Raw genomic sequence first — 22,541 nt, forward strand, 5'->3', positions numbered from 1 at the left:
GGACGGGCAGGGGGACGGTGGCGGGCTCACGCGACTGCGGACTCGTAGGGCTGTCTATGACGGGTGCTATTGGCCCCGCATGGACGGGTTCGCATGGACCGGGCTGAGTAACGGGTTCGTGTGGCCCCACCTGGGTGACTAGGAGCGACGCGCCCACGTTCGTGGCAATCGCGGGTTGGTCCGCTTGGCGGCGTCAGGCTGTGCCTCGTCTTGATCGCGGCCGCGTCGGGAGGCCGGATTGTTGTCACGCGTGGAGTTGTTCGAGCGCATCCGCCGTGACCGGAGGCTCGAACAGACCTCGGTCCGGCAGCTGGCTCGCAGGTACGGAGTGCACCGTCGTGTGGTGCGCCAGGCTTTGGAGAGCGCGTTGCCGCCTGAGCGGAAGGCGCCCTCGAAGCGCCAGTCGGTGCTGGACCCGGCCAAGGGCTGGATCGACGAGATGTTGAGGGCGGACCTGAGCGCCCCACCGAAGCAGCGCCACACGAACCGGCGAATCCTCAACCGGCTGCGGGAAGAGCACGAGTTCGAGGTCGCCTACACGACGCTGAACGACTACCTGCGCAAGCGTCGACCGGAGGTCAAGGCCGAGGCGGAGCGGGCCCGGCTGGTCTATGAGGGCATGGTTCCGCAGATCCACCGTCCCGGCGAGGAAGCGGAGGTCGACTCGCCGAGGTCTGGGTGCGGGTGGACGGAAAGCCGTTGCAGTGCCAGCTGTTCACGTTGCGGCTGTCCTACTCGGGCAAGGCCGTCCACCGGGTCTTCTCCTCGCCGAGCCAGGAGGCCTTCATGCAGGGCCACGTGGACGCGTTCCGCCTGCTGGACGGCATCCCGACGCGCCACATCCGCTACGACAACCTCAAGCCCGCCGTCTCGAAGGTCTGCTTCGGCCGCTCGCGGGTGGAGTCCCAGCGATGGGTCGCGTTCCGCTCGCACTACGGTTTCGACGCCTTCTACTGCCGCCCCGGCAGGGACGGCGCCCACGAGAAGGGCGGGGTCGAGCACGAGGGCGGGCGGTTCCGCCGCACCCACCTGGTCCCAGTGCCCGAGGTCGACACGCTAGCGGAGCTGAACGAACGGATCGAGATTATCGAGGCGCTGGAGGACAACCGCCACATCGACAACCGCCCCACATCGGTGGGCTTCGACTTCCACTCGGAGGCCGGTCTCCTGCGGCCGGTGCCGTTCGAGGAGTTCGGCATCGGACTGACACTGACGCCCAAGGTCGACAAAACCTCACGGATCACGGTCCGCCAGAACCGCTACTCCGTGCCGGCCCGGCTCATCGGCCAGAACGTCCGCGTCTCGTTGCGGGCGGACGAAGTCGTCGTCTTCGACCGGCACGAGGTCATCGTCCGTCACCCGCGGCTGGCTGGCCGCTACAGCTTCCGGGACCTGCTGGACCACTACCTGGAGATCCTGCGAAGCAAGCCCGGGGCCCTGGAGAACTCCACCGGCCTGGCCGCCGCCCGCGCCAACGGGTCCTTCACTCCCACCCACGATGCCTTCTGGGCCGCGGCCCGGGAAGCGCGTGGCCGGTCGGAGGGAACCCGGGCACTGATCGACGTCCTGCTCCTGCACCGCCGCATGCCTGCCGAGGCCGTCATCGCCGGCATGAATGCCGTCCTGGAGGCCGGTTCCGTCTCCCCCGACCTAGTCGCGATCGAGGCCGCAAGGCCCTCGCGGCCTCCGGCGGGCCCCCGCCCGTCGTCATCGCCCCGCCCGCCACATCCCCGGAGGAGACCGAGAACATCGGGGCCGCCCCGGTCATCTCCCTGCCCGACGTCGTCCCGTCCTGCCTCCGGACACCCGCCCAGCACCGTCGCTGGCCGCCTACGGCCAGCTGCTTTCTCTCAAATCGAAAGGCTCAGCATGACGCAGAGCACCGCCTCAGCCTCCACCTCGCAGGAGTCCTGGGGTTCCCTCAGCCTGCCCGGACAGCGCAGTGCCGACCCGACCGCCGCTATCGAGGCGGCCTGCCGGTCCCTTGGCCTCACCACCGTCCGCGGCCGCTGGGAGGAGTTCGCCGCTCAGGCTCTGCGCGAACAGGCCTCCTACGGTGACTTCCTGGCCGAACTGCTGGAGCGCGAGTGCGAGGACCGCGACCAGCGGCGCAAGATCCGCCGGGTCAAGGAGGCGACCTTCCCCCGGCCCAAGCGCATCGAGGACTTCGACTTCTCCAAGAACCCGAACGTCCCCCAGGAGGTGATCAACACCCTCACCACGCCGGGCTGGGTGAAGGCCGGCCAGCCGCTCTGCCTGATCGGAGACTCCGGAACCGGCAAGTCCCACCTCCTGATCGGCCTGGGCACCGCCATCGCCGAGGCCGGCGGCCGGGTCCGCTACACGACCGCCGCGAACCTGGTGAACGAGCTCGCCGAGGCCGCCAGCGACAAACAACTCGGACGAACGATCAAGATGTACGGGCGAGTTGACCTTCTCTGCCTGGATGAACTCGGCTACGTCAAGCTCGACCGGCATGGCGCCGAGCTGCTGTTCCAGATCTTCACTGAACGGGAGGAGAGGCACGCGATCGCGATCGCTTCCAACCGGCCCTTCACCGAGTGGGACCAGACCTTCACCGACAAGCGGCTCTGCCAAGCGATCGTCGACCGGCTCACCTTCGAGGCCCACATCATCGAGACCGGAACCCAGTCCTTCCGCCTGGCCAGCACCACCGCCAAGCGCCAGGCCGCCGCAGCTGCCGCCTGAACCAAGCCCCCGACATCCCGCATAGATCAGCGGGACCGACCCGTCTCCGGGGCGACACCCGAGGAGAACATGCAAGCGGATCCGACAGCAAGCCTCCGTTGGCCCAGGTGACCGGTCGGCGGAGGCACGGCGGCTACCCGAGCATCAAAGGCCAGGGCCGCAGTCACCGGGCAGCAGCTCGCTGGCTCAGTCTGTGATCGGGCGCACCCGGCTAGGGTCCAGGTGCAGCTCATAGGCAGTGTTGCACTCGCTGATCAGCGTGCCCACCTCCACACCGCAGGGGCACAGTTGGTTCATACCGCTTTGGCCGTCGCGGCCGCAGCACCCCCTGGAATGCTTCTTCCAGTCAGGATGTGGCTGGAGCCCCGGTGCGTCTTCCGGGTGCAAGACCACCGTGTTCCGGGGGCCTGCGGACACCAGGAACCCGTCGCCGTCCGGGTCACCGAGGCAGGGTCCGCCGGCGAAGACCTCTCGACATTCGTCGGAGGGTACGAGCGGGGCTCCCCACGGCTCGGGTTCCAATGCGAAGAAGCCCAGCGGCAGGGTGGGAGTGGCTCGACGTGATCCGTCCGCTTTGGGCAATCCTTGATCCATCGGACGCGCGGGCACCTCAGGCAGCTTGGTCAATGGCCCCGCGATCGGACGATCGCAGGCCGCACACAAGAACACAGTCACCTTGAAGTGGTAGCACCCACCCTGCGCCCTTCCAAACGGATTATCAGCCGACGACCGCCGTTGGTCCCGACGCGCTCTCGACCCGGACACGGCTGCCGGCTTTCCCGTTCCAACGCTTCCGGGCACCCCGCATCGAACACAGCGGTGCCCGCCCTGACGCATCCTGTCGGGGGCGCGCCGCGGGCGGGCAGCACGCAACACACGCTACCGGCCCGCGACCGCCGTCCCCGATCCGGAGCTGACCAGAAAACCTCACCCGATCGAGGGTGGGGCCACCCCAAACCGTTCCTTCCGGCGACCGCTCCCCACCATCACCCACACAGCCTAAAAGTGGGGCCACTCGAACCCGTTCAGCCGGGGCCAGAACTCCCCGTCAAAAACATAGGGCCGAGGCGGGGCACGGATGGACGGGTCGAGGCTTCTGCTAATCGGCACAGTGGTCAACGGCATCGGCCTGGTGGTGCCGGCTCGGAACCGGTCGGTCGGCTGCCGGATCTGATGGCTGATGACGCTGGCGAACGCCGTCAGCGCGACGGCGCACATCGCGATGCGTTCACCGGGCTGGGCATCGTTCAGGGCGGCCTTCGGGGCGTGGTTCGCCTGGATGTGTGCAACTCCGGCGGAGGGGAGGGCACCCCCGCGGGCTGCAAGCCCTGCGGGCCAGGTTCAGAGGGGCTCATGGGACCGCGCCTGACACGCGTTACGGTGGCGGCGGGCTTCCTCACCGCCGTACCTCGGCGACGGCACCCGCCGTGCGGAGTTCGCTGACCGTGGCCTCGGCGAGCTCCGGCGGCACGTCCTCGAGCACGGTTGCGGGCAGCCGGCCGATGAGGACCCTGCCGTGCCAAAGGCTGAGCCCGGTCCCGCGTCTGATGACTTTCAGGACCTCCATGACGTTGGGGCAGGCCGGTGTTCAGGAGCCGGGCAGCAGGGTGGCCAGGTAGTCCTGGGTCTCGGGGTCGGTGGAGTAGAGGCGGGTGCCGTGGGTGGCCCGGGTGGCGAGGACGCGGTAGGTGTTCAGCGCGTACCGCAGGTATCGCTGCGGTGGCAGCTCCCGCAGTTGCCTCGCGTCGTGGCTGGCCTCGGGGTGGGCCTGCCAGCGGCCGTCGCGGCGGACCAGGTCGGCGCCGAGGATGACGGCGCCGAAGGCGTACTCGAGACCCTGGGCGGTGTAGATGCAGCCGACCTGGTCGTGGCCGCCCGGATCGGTCGCCCAGAAGGGGCGGGGCGGGACGTCGGGGAATCCGGGGACGGGCTGCTCGGCGCGCAGGTTCCAGGGGCGGGCCCAGGAGTGCTCGTCCTCGTCGGGGCCGTGCCAGCGGATGGCGACCTCCGGTTCCAGCGGGGGGACGGCCTCGGCGTTCCAGGGCCAGCAGAATCCAGCGGTGATCCGGGCGCTGTGTCCCTGTTGCGCGTGAGCGTCGACCCAGGCCGCGAGGGTATGCGGGTCCGGTCGTAGAGCGAGGTCGTAGCCGCCGATGTTCCACGGCTCCGGGGTCTGGTCCTCGGAGAAGAGGAGGTCGACCCACTGGTGGTAGGCCTGGGAGCCGTTGCAGCGGAACTGGGCCTCCAGGTCGACGCGCCGCATCACGGCCCCGGACTCGCGGGCGTGGCGCTCGAGTTCCTTCAGGGTGATGCCTTCGGTGGGGCGCACGATCTGGCGTTCGTCGAGGAAGAGGACCAGGACGCCGACCCGGTCGAGGAGGTTGCGCAGGGAGGCGGGGAAGGCGGAGGTTCGCTGCCCAGGGTAGGTCTCGGCGCGGTGGGCCTCGTCGAGGAGGACGACGCTGCTCTTGTCCAGCCCGCTGGGCGGCTGCTGCTTGAACGTCGCGACGAGGCCGCGGGATTCGTCCCGCAGCAGGCGCTGGAGCTGTTTGGTGAGGGCGCCGGAGGTGGTGAGCAGGCGGGGGTTGTGCCCTTCCATGCGGCACAGTTCGCCCATGAGGCGGGCGGCGATGGCGGTCTTGCCGGTACCGGGGCCGCCGGTGACCACGACCAGGCCCCCGGGGCCTTTCCCGCCGGCTTCCTTGACGGCGTCCAGGATCGCGAGGCGGGCGCGGTCCTGCTCGCCGACGAGAGGGAACCGGTTTCGGCCCTCGATGTTGTCGGCCAGTCGCTGCAGGGCGCGCTGGGAGGGCCGGTGCTCACCGGCCAGGAAACGGTCGATCGCATCCTTGGACGCGGGTGTCAGGTCTCGGCAGCGGAGGCGGTCCGCCAGTTCGTCGGCGGGGACGCTGTCGGCGATGTCGTCACGGCCCAGCAGCGGGAACTCGGCGCTGGGAGAGTCCGGGGACACCATCGCGCGCAGGTGCCCGAGCAGTTCCGCCCCGGCGTTGTGCAGGACCACCACGCCCCGTGCCTGTACTCCGGCCCCGCCGACGGCCCAGTCCCTGAGGTAGTGGACGTAGCCGCCGACCTGCCGGGCCGGGTGCGGCAAGGTCCGCTGCCCGGCTTCCAGCATTCCGGACTGGCCTGGCGCGGGCACGGCCCACGTCCATTGCTTGAGCTCGATCACCACGACCGTGAGCTCCGCGTTCGGGTCCTGGCCGACGACAGCCACGTCGACGCGCTCACCCGTTCCCGGCAGGGACAGCTCCAACAGGACGTCGAGGTCGCCCAGGCCTGCGCGCATCAAGGCGTCGAGCAGCACTGGCCAGCTCCGCCGCCAGCTGCCTGCCTCCTCCTTGCCTGGATCCATCCCGCGCCGGGCACGGAATCGTTCGGCGCACTCGTCGACGAACTCCGGCCGGGCACTCAGGCGTGCCGCCTCGCTGATGGTCCCCCGGTGTACGTACATGACCGATGAATACCACTGGCCTCGGACAGCGGGTGGCTCCGGGTACGCCCTCCTGCCGGCATAGACGGCCCTGGCCGGCCACGGCTGCGAACGGTGCGGCATGTCCGGACCAGAGTCGCTTGGGTCGCTTCGGTAGCTGGGAAGAGTGCTCCCGCTTTCTGAGATGCCTTCTCGGGTGCCGCTCCTGCTGCCGGGGGGCCGGAAGTTATAGGTGGCGGGCGGATTCGTGATTCGTGCAGGTCGTTGCGCGAGTTGGCAGCGGTAGTCGGCGGTATCTGGAAGTGATAGTTGGCGGCCATTGCGATCGCCGATCGCAGAGCGTGAGACGAGTGCTCGGCTATCGGGTGCGTCGATGCCCAGTGTCAGCGGGTTGGTACTGCCTTCCTCACCAGTGGGGATCGGGGTCCGGCTCGCTGGTCTGCTCGTACGACTCGAAGGTGTGGTCGTCGAAGTAGCAGGCGATGGAGAACGGCTGCTCGGGATCCGTCAGGACCCGGTAGATGAACTCGCTGGTGGAACCATCGAATCGCTCCCAGCCGGCGGCGACGTCATCATGTGGCTGGGCGAGAATCGGCCAGCGGTCGGGATCGGCAGAATCGGTCAGCCAGAAAAACTGATCGGCCTGGACCGAGTCCGCCCACCGAAGCAGGCCTCCGGTGGCGGGGAACACTGGATGCGGACTGAATAGGTCGCCGATCGAGGACTCGGCAGCGGCGCGTGACCCCAGCCACTCGACGTATTTGATCAGGTCGTGGTGGGGGCTCGGCGTGTCAGGGGTGGAGAGGTGCAGAAACCCGTCGAATGCGCCCGCGCCGAAAAACTGTGCCAGCTGCTTGTAGTCGGTCGGCAGGGCAACCCCGAGCCGCGCCTCGACCGAGGGCCAGTCGATCACCCTCCCTACCGGTCTCTCCCAACCGGTGACGGCTGCCAACTTCTCGTTCCATGTTGCCGCTGTGTCCACGGTGCCGAGTAAAGCGCAGTGGACGGACAAGGCTTCGTCGTGGGGCCTCGGTACTCCTACTTCGGAGTCACAGTCACTCACCGTGGTGAGCTCGCGGAGCCGCCACCTGACGGTTCCCAACGCCACCTGGGCTTCCAGTCACCCCTCTCCCGCTGCCGGCGGCTGGGCGTCGGCAGAGCGACCCAAGCGACTGAAGTGACCGAACTTCGGAACCGTGGGTACGCACGTTCACCTGGAGAACAACTCCTCGGGGCGGGGACTGCTGCGTCCCGCGCCGGCGGAGACAGCTACTGAAGCGACCCAAGCGACCGAACCGGCAGCTTCACCTCGCACCTGGCATGGGCGACACGCCGGGCCCTGACCCCCGAGAGACTCAGTCGCTTTCAGTCGCTGGGCTTCAGTCGCTGGACAAAACCCCAGGTCAGAGGGCATGAACCTACCCCATCAGCGACCCAAGCGACTCAAGGTCGGGTATATGAAGACATTCCCGTGTGCGTGTGCGCGTTATAGACCCGGGCTTCAGTCGCTTCAGTCGCTGTTGGCTTGGGAAAACGGCTCCGACCTGCGGAAACACTGGCGGACCGAAAACAGCGACCGAAGCGACTCGGTCGCTGCCCCAGGGTTCGGTCGCTCAGTTTCCCGGCAAGTCCCGGCAGTCCGGGACCGTATGTGCTCGCTCGGCTAGTCTGTGTGAGCTATCTTCTGGACTTCGGTCGCTTCAGTCGCTGATCCAGCACCCGCCAGTGCTCTGACCTGGCTTTTTGCTGTCAGCGACCGAACGAGCGACTCAAATCCGGGCAGCTACCGAGCTACCGAGGCAGTTGCAGCAGCTACCGAACCAAGGGGAAGGGACCAGCGTGACGGCGCCGAAGGCCGTGGGGAGCGACCGAACGGAGCGTCAGCCGGACGCACTGGCCGTCGCGCGCTGGTGTGCCGCCCAGGGCTGGCCCGTCCATCCGCTGGCCCCGGGACGCAAGACCCCGCCCGCGAACTGCCAGGCTTGCCAGGAATCCCCGCACTCCCCCGCCGAGTGCCGCTGCCCCCGCGTCGGTCGCTGGTGCCACGGGTTCCACGCCGCCACCACCGACCAGGACGTCATCGGCGCCTGGTGGCGGGTCAACCCGGGCTTCGGCACCGGGGTCGCCTGCGGGCCCGCAGGCCTGGTGGTCATCGACGTCGACAGCCACCCCGCCGACGTCCCAGCCCGGGACCGGATCCTGCCCGGCATCCCGATCCACGACCGCGTCGACCTCGACGGCCTGGAGAACGGCTACCACACGCTCGCCCTGCTCGCGGCCCTGCGCAAGGCACCCGACCCCTCCCAGGACACCGGGACCCTGCGTGTGCGCACCCCCTCCGGTGGCCTGCACATCTGGTACCGCGACGACGCCCACCACCGGTTCACCTGCTCCACCGGCTCCTCCACCGGACGGGCCCTCGCCTGGCAGGTCGACGTCCGCGCCCACGGCGGCTACATCGTCGCCCCCAGCACCGTCACCACCAGCGGCGCCTATACCCCGCTGCCTGGCGCCACCACCCCCTCACCACTCCCGCAGTGGCTGGCCGAGGAACTCATCCGCACCGGGCACCTCAAGGACCGCCCCGACCAGCAGCCCACCATCCCCCAGCCGGCTGTCCCCGACCGAGCCCGCCAGGCCGTCGTCGCTGCCGGAGGTGGCAAGCGCGGCGCCGAAAAGGTCCTCGACACCGTCCTCCAGGACGTCACCGACTGCGCCACCACCCCCGAGGGCGCCGGCTTCACAGGCAAACTCAACCGAGCCGCCTACACCGTCGGCGGCCTCGTCTCCGCCGGACACCTCACCCATGCCGCCGCCGAGCGACTGCTCGCCGACGCCGCCCGCGCCGCCCGCCCCTCCCAGGACCGGCAGAGCTCCGCCGTGATCCGCTCCGGCCTTGCCGCCGGAGCCCGGCAGCCCCTGCACGTCGGGAAGGCGCGAGGATGAGCGACAGCACCCGCAAGAGGACGGTCTTCGACCCCGTGGCCGCTGCCCAGCAGATCCTGGAGTACCCGCCGGTCCCCGGGCCCTCGCAGGCCCCCTGGCACGGCACCGCGGTCCAGGAGAGTCTCCTCGACACACCCGCCCCCGCGGCGGCCCCACAGGCGCCCGTCCAGCCCCTCCAGGCGCCCCCAGGCGCTGATTGGCCGGACCAGGCCCCGGCAGGCCCCCAGGCGAGCTCGCACGGCCTCCTGCCCGACTCCCTGTCCGACCGCGGCAACGCCAAGCTCTTCGTCCACCTCTACGGACGCGACTACCGCCACGTCCCCGGCATCGGCTGGTACCGCTGGGCCACCCACCGCTGGCAGCTCGACGAGGACGACACCGTCCTGTGGGCCGCCGGGGAGATGGCCGAGAGTGTCGCCACCCACGACCCCCGCGGCGTCTACACCAACGCCGACCTGCGCCGCCACCGCCGCCGCGCGCTGTCCACCTCGGGCATGAACGCCATGCTCGCCCAGGCCAAGTCCGCCCCCGGCATGGTCCTCAACGCCTCCCTCCTGGACGCCGACGCCTACGCCCTGTGCACCCCCGGCGGCGTCGTCGACCTGCGCACCGGCGCCATCGTCCCGCCCGACCCCAAGGTCCACCACCACTCGCGCTCCACCACCCTCGCCCCCGCCCGGATGCCCACCCCGCGCTGGGACCGCTTCCTCACCGACACCTTCGGCGACGACAAGGAAGGCCGCCAGACCCGCGACTTCCTCCACCTGCTGCTCGGCTACTCGATCAGCGGCGACGTCGGCGCCCAGGTCATGCCCTTCCTCTACGGCCAGGGCAAGAACGGCAAGTCCGTCCTCCTGGACGTCATGATCCAGCTGCTCGGCGACTACGCCGACGCGGCCCCGCCCGGCTTCCTGATGGCCAAGACCTTCGACGGCCACCCCACCGACCTCGCCGAACTCCACGGCCGGCGCATCATCGTCTGCTCCGAGCTCAAGCCCGGCGACCGCTTCGACGAGGCCCGGGTCAAGCTGCTCACCGGCGGCGACAAGATCAAGGCCCGCCGGATGCGCCAGGACTTCTTCTCCTTCGAGCCCACCCACAAGCTCTGGCTCCTCGGCAACCACCGCCCCGAGGTCGGCACCGGCGGCTTCGCCTTCTGGCGCCGCATGCGCCTGATCCCCTTCGAACGGGTCGTCCCCGAGGAACGCAAGATCGACAACCTGGCCCACGTCCTCGTCGCCGAGGAGGGCCCCGGTATCCTCGCCTGGCTCATCGACGGCGCCCGCCGCTACTTCGCCGGTGAGAAGGACCTGGCCGGCCCCCAGGCCGTCCAGACCGCCACCACCGCCTACGCGGAGACCGAGGACCACGTCGGCCGCTTCCTCAAGGAGGCCTGCATCACCGGGGAGGGCATGCGTGCCGAACAGTCCCAGCTCTTCGGCGCCTACACCCGTTGGTGCGGCTTCGAGGGAGCCAATCCCGTATCCGGTCGCGCGTTCGCCGCACGAGTCCGCGAGACACTGGGTATGACCTCTCCCAAGGAGATGGTCCTGTCCAACAGCCGCAAGTACTACCCGGGCATCGGCCTGATCACCGACGACACAGAGGAGCAGAACGCGTGAGCGCGCTGATCGACCCGGCCGAGCTCGCCCACGAAACCGACCTCGTCTGGCTCGAGGACACCACCGACCTCGACTACGTCCGCCAGTCGCTGGACCGCCTCACCACCCGGCGCGGCCGCCCGGCCTACCACCGCGACGGCCGGATGGTCGGCTACGCGATCCTCGGCCCCGACGCCAAGTCCTCCCGCGCCTCCGGCACCTTCCGCCGCCGCGTCTTCTGGCTCCTCCCCCACGACCGCGACCAGGACCCGGACGGCCTCTACACCACCGGCGCCCCCTCCGAGGCCGTGGACCCGCGCACCGTCGCCCCCGGCGTCAAGGGCTACAAGACTGAGCGCTCCGAGGGCGGGCCGGCCTCGCCGGCCATGCTCGAGCTGGGGATAACGCTGCCGAAGGCCTGACCGACCGCTCCGGAACGAAGGCGGTGGGGGAGCGACCCAGGTTCGGGGTCGCTCCCCCACCGCCTTCGTGGTTCGGTCGCTGCGTCGCTGCGCCGCCAGTCGTTCCCGCGGACCGTCCGGCTTGCTCCTTCCCCCCCCCCGTGCTCCAGGGGCCTCCTCGGTCGCTGCTGGCCATCTGACCTGCGGCTCCAGCCTGTCCGGGAGCCGCTCCCTGTCCTTGGGGATGCCCACGAAGCCGTCTCGAACAGCGACTGAAGCGACTCACCTCCAGTCTTCTTCCACGGATCCGGTCCGACGCCTGGACACCGGCCCCTGCCCGGCCCCTGCCCGGTCACGGCCTGCCGCCTGCCGCCTGCCGCCCGAGGAGCGACTGAGCGCTCCAGCCGGCGAAGGCGGCCGCCAGGACATAGCGACTGAGGAGCTCACGGTCATGGAAGGCAGCCATCGGCGAGCCAGAGGCAGTGCGCCGGGCACGAGCGCCCGGGTCGGCCACCGGCTCCGAGCAGCAGCCCCAGCATCACCCCGGGACGAAATCGGCTGCACACTCACTCAGATCCTTGCGAAGATCATCGGCATGACCTCACCGCCCGCCGGCCACGACGGCTCCGACGACACTCTCACCGAGATCGGCGATCCCCTCCTGGCCGTCAGGGAGAAGCGGCGGGGCCTGGTCGCCGTGGCCGGCGCGCACGAGTACGACGAGGCGAAGACGGTCGGCGTCTTCGACGTCACCGGCCGCGTCCGCCGTCGCCTGCTGATGGCCTCGCACTACCCCGTGCACGCGATGGCCTTCCATCCGACCCACCCCCTGCTCGCCGTGGGATCCGGCGAGTACGACGGCGGCTACCACTTCGAGGGGGAACTGCTGCTCCTCCACCTGGAGACCGGCACCGTTCGGTCGCTCATCGAGCACGACTTCGGACGGCAGGTCCTCGGGCTGGAGTGGCTGAACGACCAGGACCTGCGCGTCCTCATGGCGCCGCACGACGACTGGAAGGACCACAAGGCCCACGTGGAAGGGCACGTTGCCGTGGTGCACCGCGACGACTGGAGCGCGGTCGACGCGAAGTCGCTCACCGGCCGCGACCTGGCCGGCCCCCGGGTGCCGGCACCCCGTCCGGACCACCGCGAGGCCGCCCGTCAGACGGTCGCCCACCTGACGGCGCTGCGGACGCGTCGGCACCACACCGGCGCGCGCCCCAGGTGAGGACCAGGACCACGCACGTCGCATCTGCCGACGAGGCGGTGAGGGCAGACCCTCCTGCGTGGACGACCTCCAGCAGATGCGGCGATGTCGTCCACGACGGTGGGCGCATGCCGGGACCAGGCGCCCACGCGTCGCTCACATCCCGCGTTCCGGCCCGTACATCGGTGCGGGGCGGCCCTCGGGTGACATGGGCAGCGGTTCGAGCTTGACCGGGCCGGGGTAGAAGGCGGAGCTGTTCGGGCCGACCATGTCCTCACCGACCAGGTAGCGGTAGAGCCATTCGGCGAAGCTCATCCGGTACTCGTACCAGGAGCCGTCATGCTCCACCGCACAGATTCGCTGCCCCGTGCCATCCGGCAGCGGTGCCAGGAAGATGTACTCGCCGCGGTCGGTACTGGTGATGGAGATCAGACCGTCCTTCGTCCCGAACCGGACCTCCCGCAGGCCGAGGGCGGCGCGGATGTCCTCCTCCGGCTCCAGCCAGTCCTCCCGGTCCCAGTCGAGGCTTGACCAGACCCGGGAGTCCTCGCGGATCTTCTCCCCGAGGCTCCAGGGATCGGTGGCCGGATGCGAGAGATAGAGGTGCCCGTTGATCTGTATCGGGGCGTGGGCGTCGACGATCGCCTTGTAGTCCTCGGGGAACTCGATGCCGATCTCGGCCTCCAGCTCGGCCCAGGCAGCGGGGTCGGCGAAACGGCGTTCGCCAGGACCGAGCATGGCGAAGACGTCAGCCAGGTAGTCGCGCACCGGTTCTCCTCATACGGTGTCGGCGTCACGACGCCGGCGTCGTCGGCACACGAATGCCGTGGTCTGTCGTGAGGGTAGCCGCGGCCGGTGACATCGACTCAGCCGAGCAGACCCGAACGCGTCGAGCGGCGCGGTTCATGACCGATTGCCCAGCCCGGTGCCTGGCGCGCCGTTTCGGTGTACGGCTCGGTCAGCCCCGAAAGGGATCCTCGAAGACCGGTACACACGGCGACAGCGACCGCTCCTGGGGAGCCATCACCGCGACTGCGGCCCGAACCGCTTTTCACCACAGGCTGGGTGACGAGGGCCCGGGCCAGTGACGTTGCCGTCCGAGTGCGGTTGTCTCGGCGGGTCTTGCTTCTGATCTTGCCGAGTTTCAGCGGTCTTCCCCGGTTGATCTGCTCCCCCGGCCAGGCAGCTGGCTTTTGGGGCCGGCCCACGTGGAGCTACAGCACAGCAACGCATGAGCTCAGATCGGCGGTCAGGAAGACGACGTGCGTGTCTTCGGCCATATCCACTCGCCCCAAAGCGACGGGGGTATCCCCTGCACGCCGAAGGGCCGGCAATCCCTGCTCGAAGTCCTTGAGGCTGACGACGCCGTCCTCTGCCATGCATTGGGCCCGCCAAGCCCAAATGTCGAGGAGCTGGCTGGCGGGCACTGTCGAGCCGGCCCATATCCGGAAGTAGGCCCCGGTTCGCAAGGCCAGAGCAGCCTGACGGGCGGCATCGGTCTCATGCCGTTCAAGGGCGGTGATCAGGTCTTGGCGATCCATGACGTGCAGTATGGCGTTCTGCGGGGGCCAGCGGTGTGGCGGTCCAGTGAGGGGTCGATGCGGCGGAACTGCTCCAGTGGCGCCGTAACGTCGGGTCTGACCAGGTACCGGGCCAGGAGGTGCCGAAGGTAGTGCTGGCCCTGGTCGTCGTCGGGGGCATGGTTCAGTGACCGGGCGATTGTTTCCAGCAGGTTCTTGGCCGTGCGTGAGGACGGTAGGGCCGAGAGGCCGGAACGTCGGGTGAGTTCGTACAGCGCGTGCAGGAGTAACTGGGCGTGGACGGTGGTGGCGGCGCTGTCGTCCACTCGCGCCTCGAGCCAGGCGTCCAGCCAGGCATCGTCCTCGCCGGCGATTTCGGCGCAGGAGTTGCTGCCGGGACCAGCGGTTGCCCCTGTCCTGGCCGGCGGCTTCGACGAAGGCATCCGCTGATAGTCGCTCACCCTCCCCTGCTTCGTGCGCGATGGCTTGCACTTCCTTGGACTTCTGAGTGGGTGAGGGTGGCTCGACCTGGTGCGCGTCGAGTTGCTCGCGGGGCGGGAGCCCGTGGCGGACGGATCGAATCGGCGGCGGATCCAGAGCTACAGGCCGACCTGCCGTAGGCGGGAGCCGATCCGATTGCGATAAGTGGCGGGGAATCACGCTGAGCAGACCTGACCAAAGTCCCCAGCAGGGACAGGAGTCTTAGTGAGCATCATCATGGGTGCCGGCGGAGACCTACCCGGCGAGCTTGAGGGCCACAACAACAAGTTCAAAACGCTGAAGCGGCAGGTGTTCGGCAGTGCCAACGTCGACCTCCTGCGCAAGTACGCCCTCCACGCCCGTCCGGTTCCCTGATCGGCAACGAGTGGTGGACCCTTGGCGCCCTGGCCGCGCTGTCCGCCGGAGTGGCCGTCGAGAGGTGGTGCGACGGACGGGGATTCCGGCAAGTCTGTTCGGGGCTCCGACCACACGGCGGTATCCAGGAGTTCGAGCCGCCGCCTGGCAGCGGCAGCCGGGTGCGCCTTGCCCTCGACCCGGCGCACATCGGACCCGACGTCGTCCTCCCCGTCGAACTCGACGGCCTGAACCTGCACGGCCCGCTGTGCTCCGGGCAACCTGGCCCCGGTCGGCTACTGATCCGGGACCACCGGAGCGGTTCGGTGGCACGGGAGGTGCAGTACCGCTGACCACTCCCCCACGGCTTTGACTCGCCTTCCGCCGAGGCTCCGAATTTTCCGCGGAAAATTCCGGGACGCGTCACCAGTGCTGTGACCGAGAAGGTCAGCCAGGTTGGCGCTGGCGAGCCATGGAGGGGCGTCCAGGGCAGGGCCGTGGATGGCCGGAGGCGGCAGCAGCGGCTCGTCGGCGCCGACTGCCGGTCGCTCTGTCGCAGCCTGCTGACATGATCGTCCGAACAGTGCGGGCGAAAGGGGCGGGTATGGACCTGACAGTGGAACAGGCGGCGCGGCAGATCACGGCGGAGGTCGTCGCGCAGGCGCCGGAGGGCTGGACGAAGTGCGTGCTGCGAGGGCACGGGAGCCGGGGGAGTGCCGGCCTGTCCGGTGGCGGGTACGTGGTGCCGAGCCGTCCGGGCTCCTTCTTCCGGACGCCGTTCCCACACCAGAGCCTCGCCTCACTGGCGTCCTGGTTCCGGGACAGCCACGGCTGGGAGTCCATCGTCCTGGAGTTGACCTGCCGCCCGTCGGGTGCTTTCGAGCTGGTGGTGTTCCGGGGCACGCTGCAGCCAGGGAGCGGCCCCGAGGACGGCTGGACACTGACCATCGACCCCGGCTTCCGACCGTCCGAACCGGGCGCGGCCGACGGCGCAGAACCGGCGGAGCTGCGCCAGACCGGGGACCCGGCGGAGGCGGTCGAGCGGCTGCGGGCCGTCCTCCGGCAGCACACCGAGCGCTCCGGCGCGGAACCGGAGATGCCGGCGCCCGTCACCGAGGAGCAGCTCGCCGCCGCCGAGCACCACCTCGGCCAGCCGCTGCCCGCGGACCTGCGGGCGCTCTATCTGGAGGCCGACGGGGATGGCGGCAGCGAGGCGCTGGCCGGGTACTGCTGGCTGTCGCTCGACGGGGCCCTGTCCGAGCGCGACGACTACATCGGCGTCCCGACCTGGTTCGGCTGGGAGCTCGGCTGGCGCCAGGTGGTCTTCGACGCCGACCCGCCGAACACGGTGCGCCGTTGTTCGGGGCACCCGGGCTGGCTTCCATTCGCCACCTGGTTCGACGGCAACTTCTTCGCCGTCGACCTCGCGCCGGCCGTGGACGGCCGCCCTGGCCAGGTGATCGAGGTCGGCCGGGACTTCAACGACGGCCCGCGATACGTGGCTTCCTCCGTCACCGCATGGCTCGGTCAGGCCCTGGGCCAGCCCGATCCGCACGCCCAGCAGTCCGCGGACGGCTCGCGCCAGTTGGTGGTCTCAGCCCTGGACGAGCGGCTCGCGTCGGGCGTCCAGGCGATCCACCTCAATGACGCCCCGTCGCCCGTCGACCTCGTCCCGCTCTCCGCCACCCCGCACCTGCGGCGCCTGCACCTCAACCGCTGCACCACCACCGACCTGTCCCCGGTGGCAGCACTCCCCGTCGAGGACCTGGCCATCGACCTCGCCTCCGAGGCGGACCTCATCCCGCTCGCCGGCCACCCGTGCCTCGCCTCACTCGCCGTCGGATCCGAGGCCCCGATCGACCTCGCCCCGCTGCGCACCCTCCCCGCGCTGCGCTCCCTCGACCTGTCCCGTTGCTCCACCCCGGACTTGGCGTTGCTGGCCGATCTCCCCGGCCTGCGCTACCTCGCCCTCTCCGCCACCCAGTGGACAGCCCTGATCGACGCCGGCCGCCTCCCCGCCCACCTTGCCTCCGCTCGCTTGGCCGGAGCCCCGCCCCTCACTGCCGCCCTCGACCTGCTCGCCGCCCTCGGCGTCGACACCTCCACCGCCTACCGCCTCTCCGGCACCGCCGAGGACGGCTCCTGACACTGTGACCACATCGGGCCACGAGGTCGGTGCTGGCGCGACCTCGGCCGGTTGGATGGGTGGTCTGCCAGAACCAGTGCGGTGGCCACGCCTGTGCTCAGTACGAGCAGGAGGGCCACCTCGTCCCGCGCTACGGCACGGACCTGGACAAGGACCTGAACGAGATCTTCATCGGGGAGCTGAAAGGCCGGGGCATATGGGGGCGGGAGCGGCTGGCCCCAGTGCTCGATCGGCTACGAGCCGCCGTCGACTCCCTGGGCAGCTACGGATCCGGCCGCTCCGACGCCCTCACCGCCGTCTCTGGTCCTGGACGAGTTCCGGTTCTCGGATGCAGCCGAGGCCTGGATCCCGGTCATCTCCGATGAGACCTTCGCTTCGACGGACCGATTTTCCGCAGAAAATTCCAGAGCCTCGGGGGAGGAGCACCAACGGCATCTGCACCCCGAGGCGGTCGGGGTCGAGTCTCCGAGGCTGGCGCTCCGGTACGTAGGCGCAGCTGCCCGACGGCACAATACGTGTGCTGCCACTGGCCACTTCCCACGGGTTCGACGGCCTCTCCCCCGGAGGCTCCGAATTTTCCGCAGAAAATTTCGTGACGCGCTACCGGCGCCGACGAGCCGGGCGACGGAGCTGATCAGCTCTCGCGTACCCGCGTTCTCGCCGCGATGTTCGCCGAGCCCGCATGGTGCACGACCGCATCCCGGCAGCGGATGGCGCAGCCGTTGACGCTTCGGGCAGTCGCTGTGACCGTGATCCCAGGGTTGGCTCCAGTTGTCCGTGTCACTCCCGACGCTCCCCTGGTGACCGACGACGAGATCACCGAAGCCTGCCGAAGGATCGCCCAGGACCGGAACGCGCCCCCGCCCGCCCCGCCGACGGCAGTTGCGGGGGCGGAACGCGACATCGGGTTCGCTCTCCCCCGCTTCTACGACTTCTCTACATGGGGGTTCCAACGGTGGCTTCGGACCCGCTGACGGAGTGCTGCCGGTCGACGTCGGCCAGCGCCGCGAGCGTCTCGCGGATGCCCATGGGTACGGACCGGATCCCACCGGGGGAGTACCAGCCGGAGTGGTGCCGCTCTATGACTGGGCTGCGCGATGTGGTTGGTGATCGACTTCCGTGACCCGGGCGGCCCGGATCGGTCCAGCGCCGAGTGAACGTGCCGACCCCAAGGCGTGAGCCTCGCCCAGTGGCTGGCTGCCGCGATGAACGATGAGTTGCGCTTCGACTGGCCAGGCGAAGTCTCCGCGGAGCCCCGATGGCACCGGCCGACGCCGCCGACCGACCGACTGTCAGGAGCGCTGACCGGTGCACGGACAGAGCGGAGAGACGGAACGGATTCATCCCGGCACTCCCGAGCGGCCGCGTGCCACAGCGGTCGACTGGACACAGATGCGCGACTGCCGGGGGGACGTCGATCGTGTTCCCGAGCTCCTGGACCGCATCGAGCGCGAGGACGATGCCGAAGCGTGGACGGAACTCGGATACCGGCTGTGCCTGGAGAGCGACCTCACCTTCCCCGCCGCCTTCGCAGCCCTACCCCGGCTGGTGCGGCTCGCGTCGACCAACCCGCGGGCGCGCGCACTGGCCGGGACGATCGTCCGCTGCACCGCTGGATGCCATGGCTGTGACGATCTACTCGCGGCCTGCGCCGAGACGATCGCTGAGCTTCGCGTGCTGCTGGACCAGCACCTGAAGTCACGGCCGGACGACTACCTCGTGACGTTCCTCGACCCGCTGGCAGCCAAGGAGCAGCGCCACTGGAGCGCCAGCCTGGACGACTTCACCGACGACTTCTACCTCCTCCCCTGTCCCCAGTGCGATGCCGAGGTGACGATCGCCATCGGTGACTACTGGGGCTACTCGGCGATCAGGGACTGGAGTCACGGGGACATCGACCGACGCGACCTGCGGCCGGCATCCCCCGAGCGACTCTCGGGGATCGGCCGCTGGATGTACGAGACTGCGGTCCGCGATGGGCAGGAGGCACTCGCCGACGGAAGCACGCATCTCTTCGGCGACGGCGAATGCCCTCGCTGTGCCAGCGTGTTCAACATCGCGGACGAGTACACGTTCGCCAACCGTCCGGACCTGTGACGGTCGCCGGTATCGACGCAGCGTCGTCGAGGGGAACGGCACGGTTCGAGGATCACCGGACCGGAGGCCGACCGATTTTCCGCGGAAGATTCCTGGCCGCGGTCGGTCGGCTGGTGGCCACCAGCTGTGAGAGCCCCGAAGCGGTTGTTCGGACGACCATCGGCCGCCGCAGCGGGACCCCGCCAGAAGAACATCGCGACCCACCAACCCGGATTCGGGCTACAGCCTGCCGGCAGCCAGCGTGCTGCACCGCTGGCCCTGGCCGACGTCGGCTCCCGCGGGCGGGACTGGATTTTCCGCAGAAAATTTTCGTGGTTCGGAGACACAAGACGTGGCTCGGCGACGTGAGCCGTCTGCGAGGTGCCGACCCTCCGGTGGACTCAGCTCTCGCAGGGGTGGCCCCGGCCGCTCAGGATTTTCCGCGGAAAATTCTGAGCCGGGGAAGTAGGGGAGTAGGGGAGTCGCAACCGGCAGCCACTCGTCAACGCCGTCCCGTCGGCACCGATGGGAGATGTCAGTGGCATCGGAGATGCTGAGTGATCGCTGTCATCGAACCAGGGGGCATCCGATGCCGATCCGCATTGCCAGCCGTCGCCGCGCGACGGCGTCTCTGACCGCCGCGTTCCCGGGCGCCGAGATCATCGACGTGACCTCCAAGGCGCCGGAGCCGTGGGTGCGGCTGAGCCCGTTCTACCCGCACGGCGGGATCCCGGTCCCCTACAGCGACGGAGTGACCAGCCAGTCCGTGGAAGGGATCTGGCAAGCCCTCAAGGTCTTCCAGGACTCCGACGTCGACCCCGCGAAGCTCGGGGTCACCACGATGAAGGGCCTGAAGCGGACGGTTCGTCGGTACGGCCCCGTCCTGGGCCACCGAGCCGGTCTGGACGGAGATCGGCTGCTGTCCTATGAAACGGCCCGCCGCCGGATCTACCTGCCGGCCTACCGCTGGATCCTCCAGCACCGAGCCGCCGACCTGGTCGAGCAGCTCAGGAACAAGGACGACATCGTACTCCTGGACTACACCACCAACGGAGACGTCACCGACCCGACCACCCCGCTCTCCCACGCCGCGCTCATCCAACTGCACATAGACGGTCGCTGGCCCAGCGAGGACGACCTTGAGGCTCCCGCAGCACCGGCAGCTGACTGCCGCGAGTGACTGATCCGGGGGACTGCTGGGTGGCGCTGCACCTGCTCAGGCAGACCCCACGAATTTTCCGCGGAAAATTCTCCAGACCCCGGCGCCTGCCCTGGTGGTGCTGCCAGGCACCAGGACGCTGCGGCACATTATGCGACCAGACCCACCCGACATACCCCTGAGGCGACGCCATGGACGAGTACGCGATCCCGATCCTCCCGAGCCGGGACCTGGACGAGACACAGGAGTTCTACGGCGGCCTCGGCTTCGAGCCCCGTGGCCGCTGGGACGGACCGGACGGTTACCTGATCGTCGTTCGGGGCACCATCGAACTCCACTTCCGCCACGACCCCGGAGTGGATCCGCTGTCCACCGCCGGCTGCTGCTACCTCCAAGTCCGGGACGCGGACGCCCTCCGCCACGAATGGGCCCAGACCGGCGTCCTCACCGACCCGGCCACCGGCAGCCGACTGACGCCCGCGACCGACACCGACTACCGGATGCGCGAGTTCGCCGTGGTCGACCGCACCGGCAACCTCATTCGGATCGGTAGTCCGTACGGCTCCTAGGTGCCGCATCAGACAACGTTTGCCTGGCCACGGGAGATTGTTCTATCGACCGGTGGGAGAGTGGGGCCATGGAGACTGCCGACCGCGCGCTGACGGCGGACGTGATCGCGGCACTGACGTCCTGGCCTGGCGTCATTTGGGGAGGTCAGAAGCATCCTCCAGACCCGGTGGACACGGCTGTCCTGCTGCCCTTCTTCAACGAGGTGCTGCAGGGCCTTCCGTGGTGGAACCGCGACTGGAAAGTCGACCGCGTAAAGCCGGGCGTTCCCATGGAGACCGGGGACCACCGCTGCGATCCCGCCGAACGGTTCGCCGAGGTGTCGATCCCGGGAACGGTCGCCTCCGGCAACGGCGAGAGCCTGCCGTTCGTCGCGAAGGTCGGGTTCACGGGTGACCGACTGATCCGCTTCCAGGCCAAGATCGGTGACGTTGTCATCGGCCCTGCCGTCGCTCCTGTCGGGCGGGCGGAGCCGCATCCATTCGGACGGATGCTCACCGGGTTGATGGACCGGCGCGGGATTCCGGTCAGGGACATGGCCAGGACCGCCGGACTATCGATGTCCACCATTCACATGCTCCGCGGCAGGCACAACCCGGATCTGCTGCAGGCCCGCCTGATCGCCGGGATCCTGGACATGCCCGAAGCGGACGTCAGAGTCATTGCTGGATTCGACGACGGCAGTACGCAGTAGCTGACAGGTGACAGGTGGCAGCGTCACGATGCAGCGTTGGCGTTGCGTCAAGCGATGCTCGCCCTGGTGACCACTCTCGTAGGCACTCGTCCGCGGCGTGCTTGTTCCGCCGGATGAGGTAGCGGCGGATCATGCTGCCCTGCTCCTTGTGGCTGGCGTGGTCCGTGGCGTCGACGGCGAAGTAGCGCAGAGCGGTGAATTGGGTCTCGAACCGGTCGAGCCAGGAGCTGTTGGCGGGTGTAGGCGATCTCGACGTTGTTCGCCGGGATCGGCCCGACCTCTTGCCGGACACATATATGTAGGGTGCGCTGCCATGGTTGACGATTGGCGGAACGACAGGATCGGCAGCGCCTTGAGGGGCGTGAACCCCACCGTGCTCAGGCGGCTCGACGCGGGCTTCGCCGTGATCGGCGACGTGCAGTTCCTACCGGGGTATTCGGTCCTGTTGGTGGACGACCCTGATGTCCAGCGCCTGTCCGATCTACCACGCAGCAAGCGAACGACATTCCTGGCCGACATGGATCGGTTGGGCGAGGCCGTGGAGCGAGCCTGCCGGCATCTGGACCCGGGGTTCCGGCGCGTGAACCTGGAGATCCTCGGCAACACCGACGGCTTCCTGCACGCTCATGTATGGCCTCGGTACGAGTGGGAGAGCCCGGACCTCGTCGGCCGCCCGGTGTGGCTGTACGCCGCAGAGAACTGGCGTGACCCTGCGAGCGCGCTCGGACCGGAGCACGATGTCTTGCGTGAGGCGATCGGCCACGAGCTCGACGTGCTGTCCGCTCCAGCTGCCGGTTTGGCGGACGCAGGATGAGTCATACCGGCAAGGGGGCAGCCGTCAGTGCCCACCTTTCTGACGTTCGGTGAGCCGACACGGGCTCATCCATAGCGGAGGATGCCCGGGCACATCGTCGTCGCCCGAGGTCCCTGAAGCGGGAGACCCATTGCGTGGCGGGCTGAGTTTTCTGCGGAAAATCCTGTCGGGGAGTTGGGCAGCTCTGTCGTTCGGGAGAGACCGGGCGCGCCTCGTCGCCCCGGACGCATGTGCTCCCACGGCAGACCGGCTCGCCCCTGCACGGGCACCGGGCGACCTGTCTTGACCACCCGCGCTCTAACTGGCAATGCCCGAAACCGCACCCGTCGAGCCAGCCGTCAGCTGAGCAGCCGTGACTGCCCGAGCCGGTCTGGGGGACCGCCGCGTCGAGCAGGGCTGAAAGAGCAACCCGGCTT

General features: G+C 69.2%; 19 protein-coding genes and 2 pseudogenes. 14 read left to right on the top strand and 7 right to left on the bottom strand.

What is annotated here, in order from left to right:
* Positions 1–238 precede the first annotated feature (238 nt).
* Both istA and istB read left to right on the top strand, forming a co-directional pair.
* A pseudogene (gene istA, locus ACZ47G_RS22015) lies at positions 239–1,873 on the top strand (IS21 family transposase).
* Positions 1,870–2,709 (top strand): IS21-like element helper ATPase IstB, encoded by an 840-nt coding sequence (gene istB, locus ACZ47G_RS22020; RefSeq protein WP_465745069.1) that lies wholly within the window; start codon positions 1,870–1,872, stop codon positions 2,707–2,709. The pseudogene istA and the gene istB overlap by 4 nt, the downstream one beginning before the upstream one ends.
* A 1,396-nt stretch (positions 2,710–4,105) precedes the next feature.
* On the opposite strand, the gene ACZ47G_RS22025 is transcribed toward istB, so the two are convergent.
* The 3 genes from ACZ47G_RS22025 to ACZ47G_RS22035 form a co-directional block, all read right to left on the bottom strand.
* Complete coding sequence (locus tag ACZ47G_RS22025; protein ID WP_465745071.1) at positions 4,106–4,276, bottom strand: ribosomal protein L7/L12; 171 nt, start codon at positions 4,274–4,276, stop codon at positions 4,106–4,108.
* Positions 4,277–4,297: 21 nt separating this feature from the next.
* Positions 4,298–6,034: a DNA/RNA helicase domain-containing protein gene (locus ACZ47G_RS22030; RefSeq protein ID WP_465745073.1), complete on the bottom strand. Its 1,737-nt coding sequence runs from the start codon at positions 6,032–6,034 to the stop codon at positions 4,298–4,300.
* A gap of 532 nt (positions 6,035–6,566) precedes the next feature.
* Positions 6,567–7,073 carry an SMI1/KNR4 family protein gene (locus tag ACZ47G_RS22035; protein ID WP_465745075.1) on the bottom strand — a complete coding sequence of 169 codons (507 nt, stop codon included), beginning with the start codon at positions 7,071–7,073 and terminating at the stop codon, positions 6,567–6,569.
* 926 nt (positions 7,074–7,999) lie between these two features.
* Between ACZ47G_RS22035 and ACZ47G_RS22040 the strand changes: the two genes are divergently transcribed.
* The 4 genes from ACZ47G_RS22040 to ACZ47G_RS22055 all read left to right on the top strand — a co-directional run bounded on the left by ACZ47G_RS22040 (position 8,000) and on the right by ACZ47G_RS22055 (position 12,336).
* Positions 8,000–9,106 carry a bifunctional DNA primase/polymerase gene (locus ACZ47G_RS22040; RefSeq protein ID WP_465745077.1) on the top strand — a complete coding sequence of 369 codons (1,107 nt, stop codon included), beginning with the start codon at positions 8,000–8,002 and terminating at the stop codon, positions 9,104–9,106.
* A complete protein-coding gene (locus ACZ47G_RS22045) occupies positions 9,103–10,728 on the top strand; it encodes a DNA primase family protein (protein ID WP_465745079.1) in 1,626 nt (541 codons plus the stop codon). The genes ACZ47G_RS22040 and ACZ47G_RS22045 overlap by 4 nt, the downstream gene beginning before the upstream one ends.
* On the top strand, positions 10,725–11,129 hold the full coding sequence (locus ACZ47G_RS22050) for a DUF6009 family protein (protein WP_030556097.1): 405 nt from the start codon (positions 10,725–10,727) through the stop codon (positions 11,127–11,129). Before ACZ47G_RS22045 ends, ACZ47G_RS22050 begins: the two co-directional genes overlap by 4 nt.
* A 574-nt stretch (positions 11,130–11,703) precedes the next feature.
* Positions 11,704–12,336, top strand: a complete 633-nt coding sequence (locus tag ACZ47G_RS22055) for a hypothetical protein (RefSeq protein ID WP_465745081.1) — start codon at positions 11,704–11,706, stop codon at positions 12,334–12,336.
* 135 nt (positions 12,337–12,471) lie between these two features.
* On the opposite strand, the gene ACZ47G_RS22060 is transcribed toward ACZ47G_RS22055, so the two are convergent.
* The 3 genes from ACZ47G_RS22060 to ACZ47G_RS22070 all read right to left on the bottom strand — a co-directional run bounded on the left by ACZ47G_RS22060 (position 12,472) and on the right by ACZ47G_RS22070 (position 14,296).
* Entirely contained in the window at positions 12,472–13,083 is a 612-nt protein-coding gene (locus ACZ47G_RS22060) for an SMI1/KNR4 family protein (RefSeq protein ID WP_465745083.1), read from the bottom strand.
* Positions 13,084–13,529: 446 nt separating this feature from the next.
* Positions 13,530–13,856 carry a hypothetical protein gene (locus ACZ47G_RS22065; protein WP_465745085.1) on the bottom strand — a complete coding sequence of 109 codons (327 nt, stop codon included), beginning with the start codon at positions 13,854–13,856 and terminating at the stop codon, positions 13,530–13,532.
* Positions 13,838–14,296 carry a hypothetical protein gene (locus tag ACZ47G_RS22070; RefSeq protein ID WP_465745087.1) on the bottom strand — a complete coding sequence of 153 codons (459 nt, stop codon included), beginning with the start codon at positions 14,294–14,296 and terminating at the stop codon, positions 13,838–13,840. Before ACZ47G_RS22070 ends, ACZ47G_RS22065 begins: the two co-directional genes overlap by 19 nt.
* A 244-nt stretch (positions 14,297–14,540) precedes the next feature.
* Here ACZ47G_RS22070 and ACZ47G_RS22075 point away from each other — a divergent pair, with 244 nt between their 5' ends.
* The 7 genes from ACZ47G_RS22075 to ACZ47G_RS22105 all read left to right on the top strand — a co-directional run bounded on the left by ACZ47G_RS22075 (position 14,541) and on the right by ACZ47G_RS22105 (position 21,311).
* Positions 14,541–14,690, top strand: coding sequence for a hypothetical protein (locus tag ACZ47G_RS22075; protein WP_465745088.1), 150 nt, complete (start codon positions 14,541–14,543; stop codon positions 14,688–14,690).
* Positions 14,691–15,273: 583 nt separating this feature from the next.
* Positions 15,274–16,815 (top strand): SMI1/KNR4 family protein, encoded by a 1,542-nt coding sequence (locus tag ACZ47G_RS22080; protein WP_465745090.1) that lies wholly within the window; start codon positions 15,274–15,276, stop codon positions 16,813–16,815.
* Positions 16,816–16,874: 59 nt separating this feature from the next.
* Positions 16,875–17,180 carry a DUF6210 family protein gene (locus ACZ47G_RS22085; protein ID WP_465745092.1) on the top strand — a complete coding sequence of 102 codons (306 nt, stop codon included), beginning with the start codon at positions 16,875–16,877 and terminating at the stop codon, positions 17,178–17,180.
* A 943-nt stretch (positions 17,181–18,123) separates the two neighbouring features.
* Positions 18,124–18,912, top strand: a complete 789-nt coding sequence (locus ACZ47G_RS22090) for a hypothetical protein (protein WP_465745094.1) — start codon at positions 18,124–18,126, stop codon at positions 18,910–18,912.
* Positions 18,913–19,480: 568 nt separating this feature from the next.
* Positions 19,481–20,071, top strand: a complete 591-nt coding sequence (locus tag ACZ47G_RS22095; RefSeq protein WP_465745096.1) for a DUF6939 family protein — start codon at positions 19,481–19,483, stop codon at positions 20,069–20,071.
* A 170-nt stretch (positions 20,072–20,241) separates the two neighbouring features.
* Positions 20,242–20,619 carry a bleomycin resistance protein gene (locus ACZ47G_RS22100; protein ID WP_465745098.1) on the top strand — a complete coding sequence of 126 codons (378 nt, stop codon included), beginning with the start codon at positions 20,242–20,244 and terminating at the stop codon, positions 20,617–20,619.
* Positions 20,620–20,687: 68 nt separating this feature from the next.
* Entirely contained in the window at positions 20,688–21,311 is a 624-nt protein-coding gene (locus ACZ47G_RS22105) for a helix-turn-helix domain-containing protein (RefSeq protein WP_465745100.1), read from the top strand.
* 47 nt (positions 21,312–21,358) lie between these two features.
* Here the strand turns inward: ACZ47G_RS22105 and ACZ47G_RS22110 are convergent.
* A pseudogene (locus ACZ47G_RS22110) lies at positions 21,359–21,574 on the bottom strand (hypothetical protein); the annotation flags it as partial.
* Positions 21,575–21,624: 50 nt separating this feature from the next.
* On the opposite strand from ACZ47G_RS22110, the gene ACZ47G_RS22115 reads away from it, so the two are divergent.
* On the top strand, positions 21,625–22,125 hold the full coding sequence (locus ACZ47G_RS22115; protein WP_465745102.1) for a diadenosine tetraphosphate hydrolase: 501 nt from the start codon (positions 21,625–21,627) through the stop codon (positions 22,123–22,125).
* Positions 22,126–22,541 lie beyond the last annotated feature (416 nt).

Source organism: Kitasatospora sp. NPDC030952, from assembly GCF_055571335.1.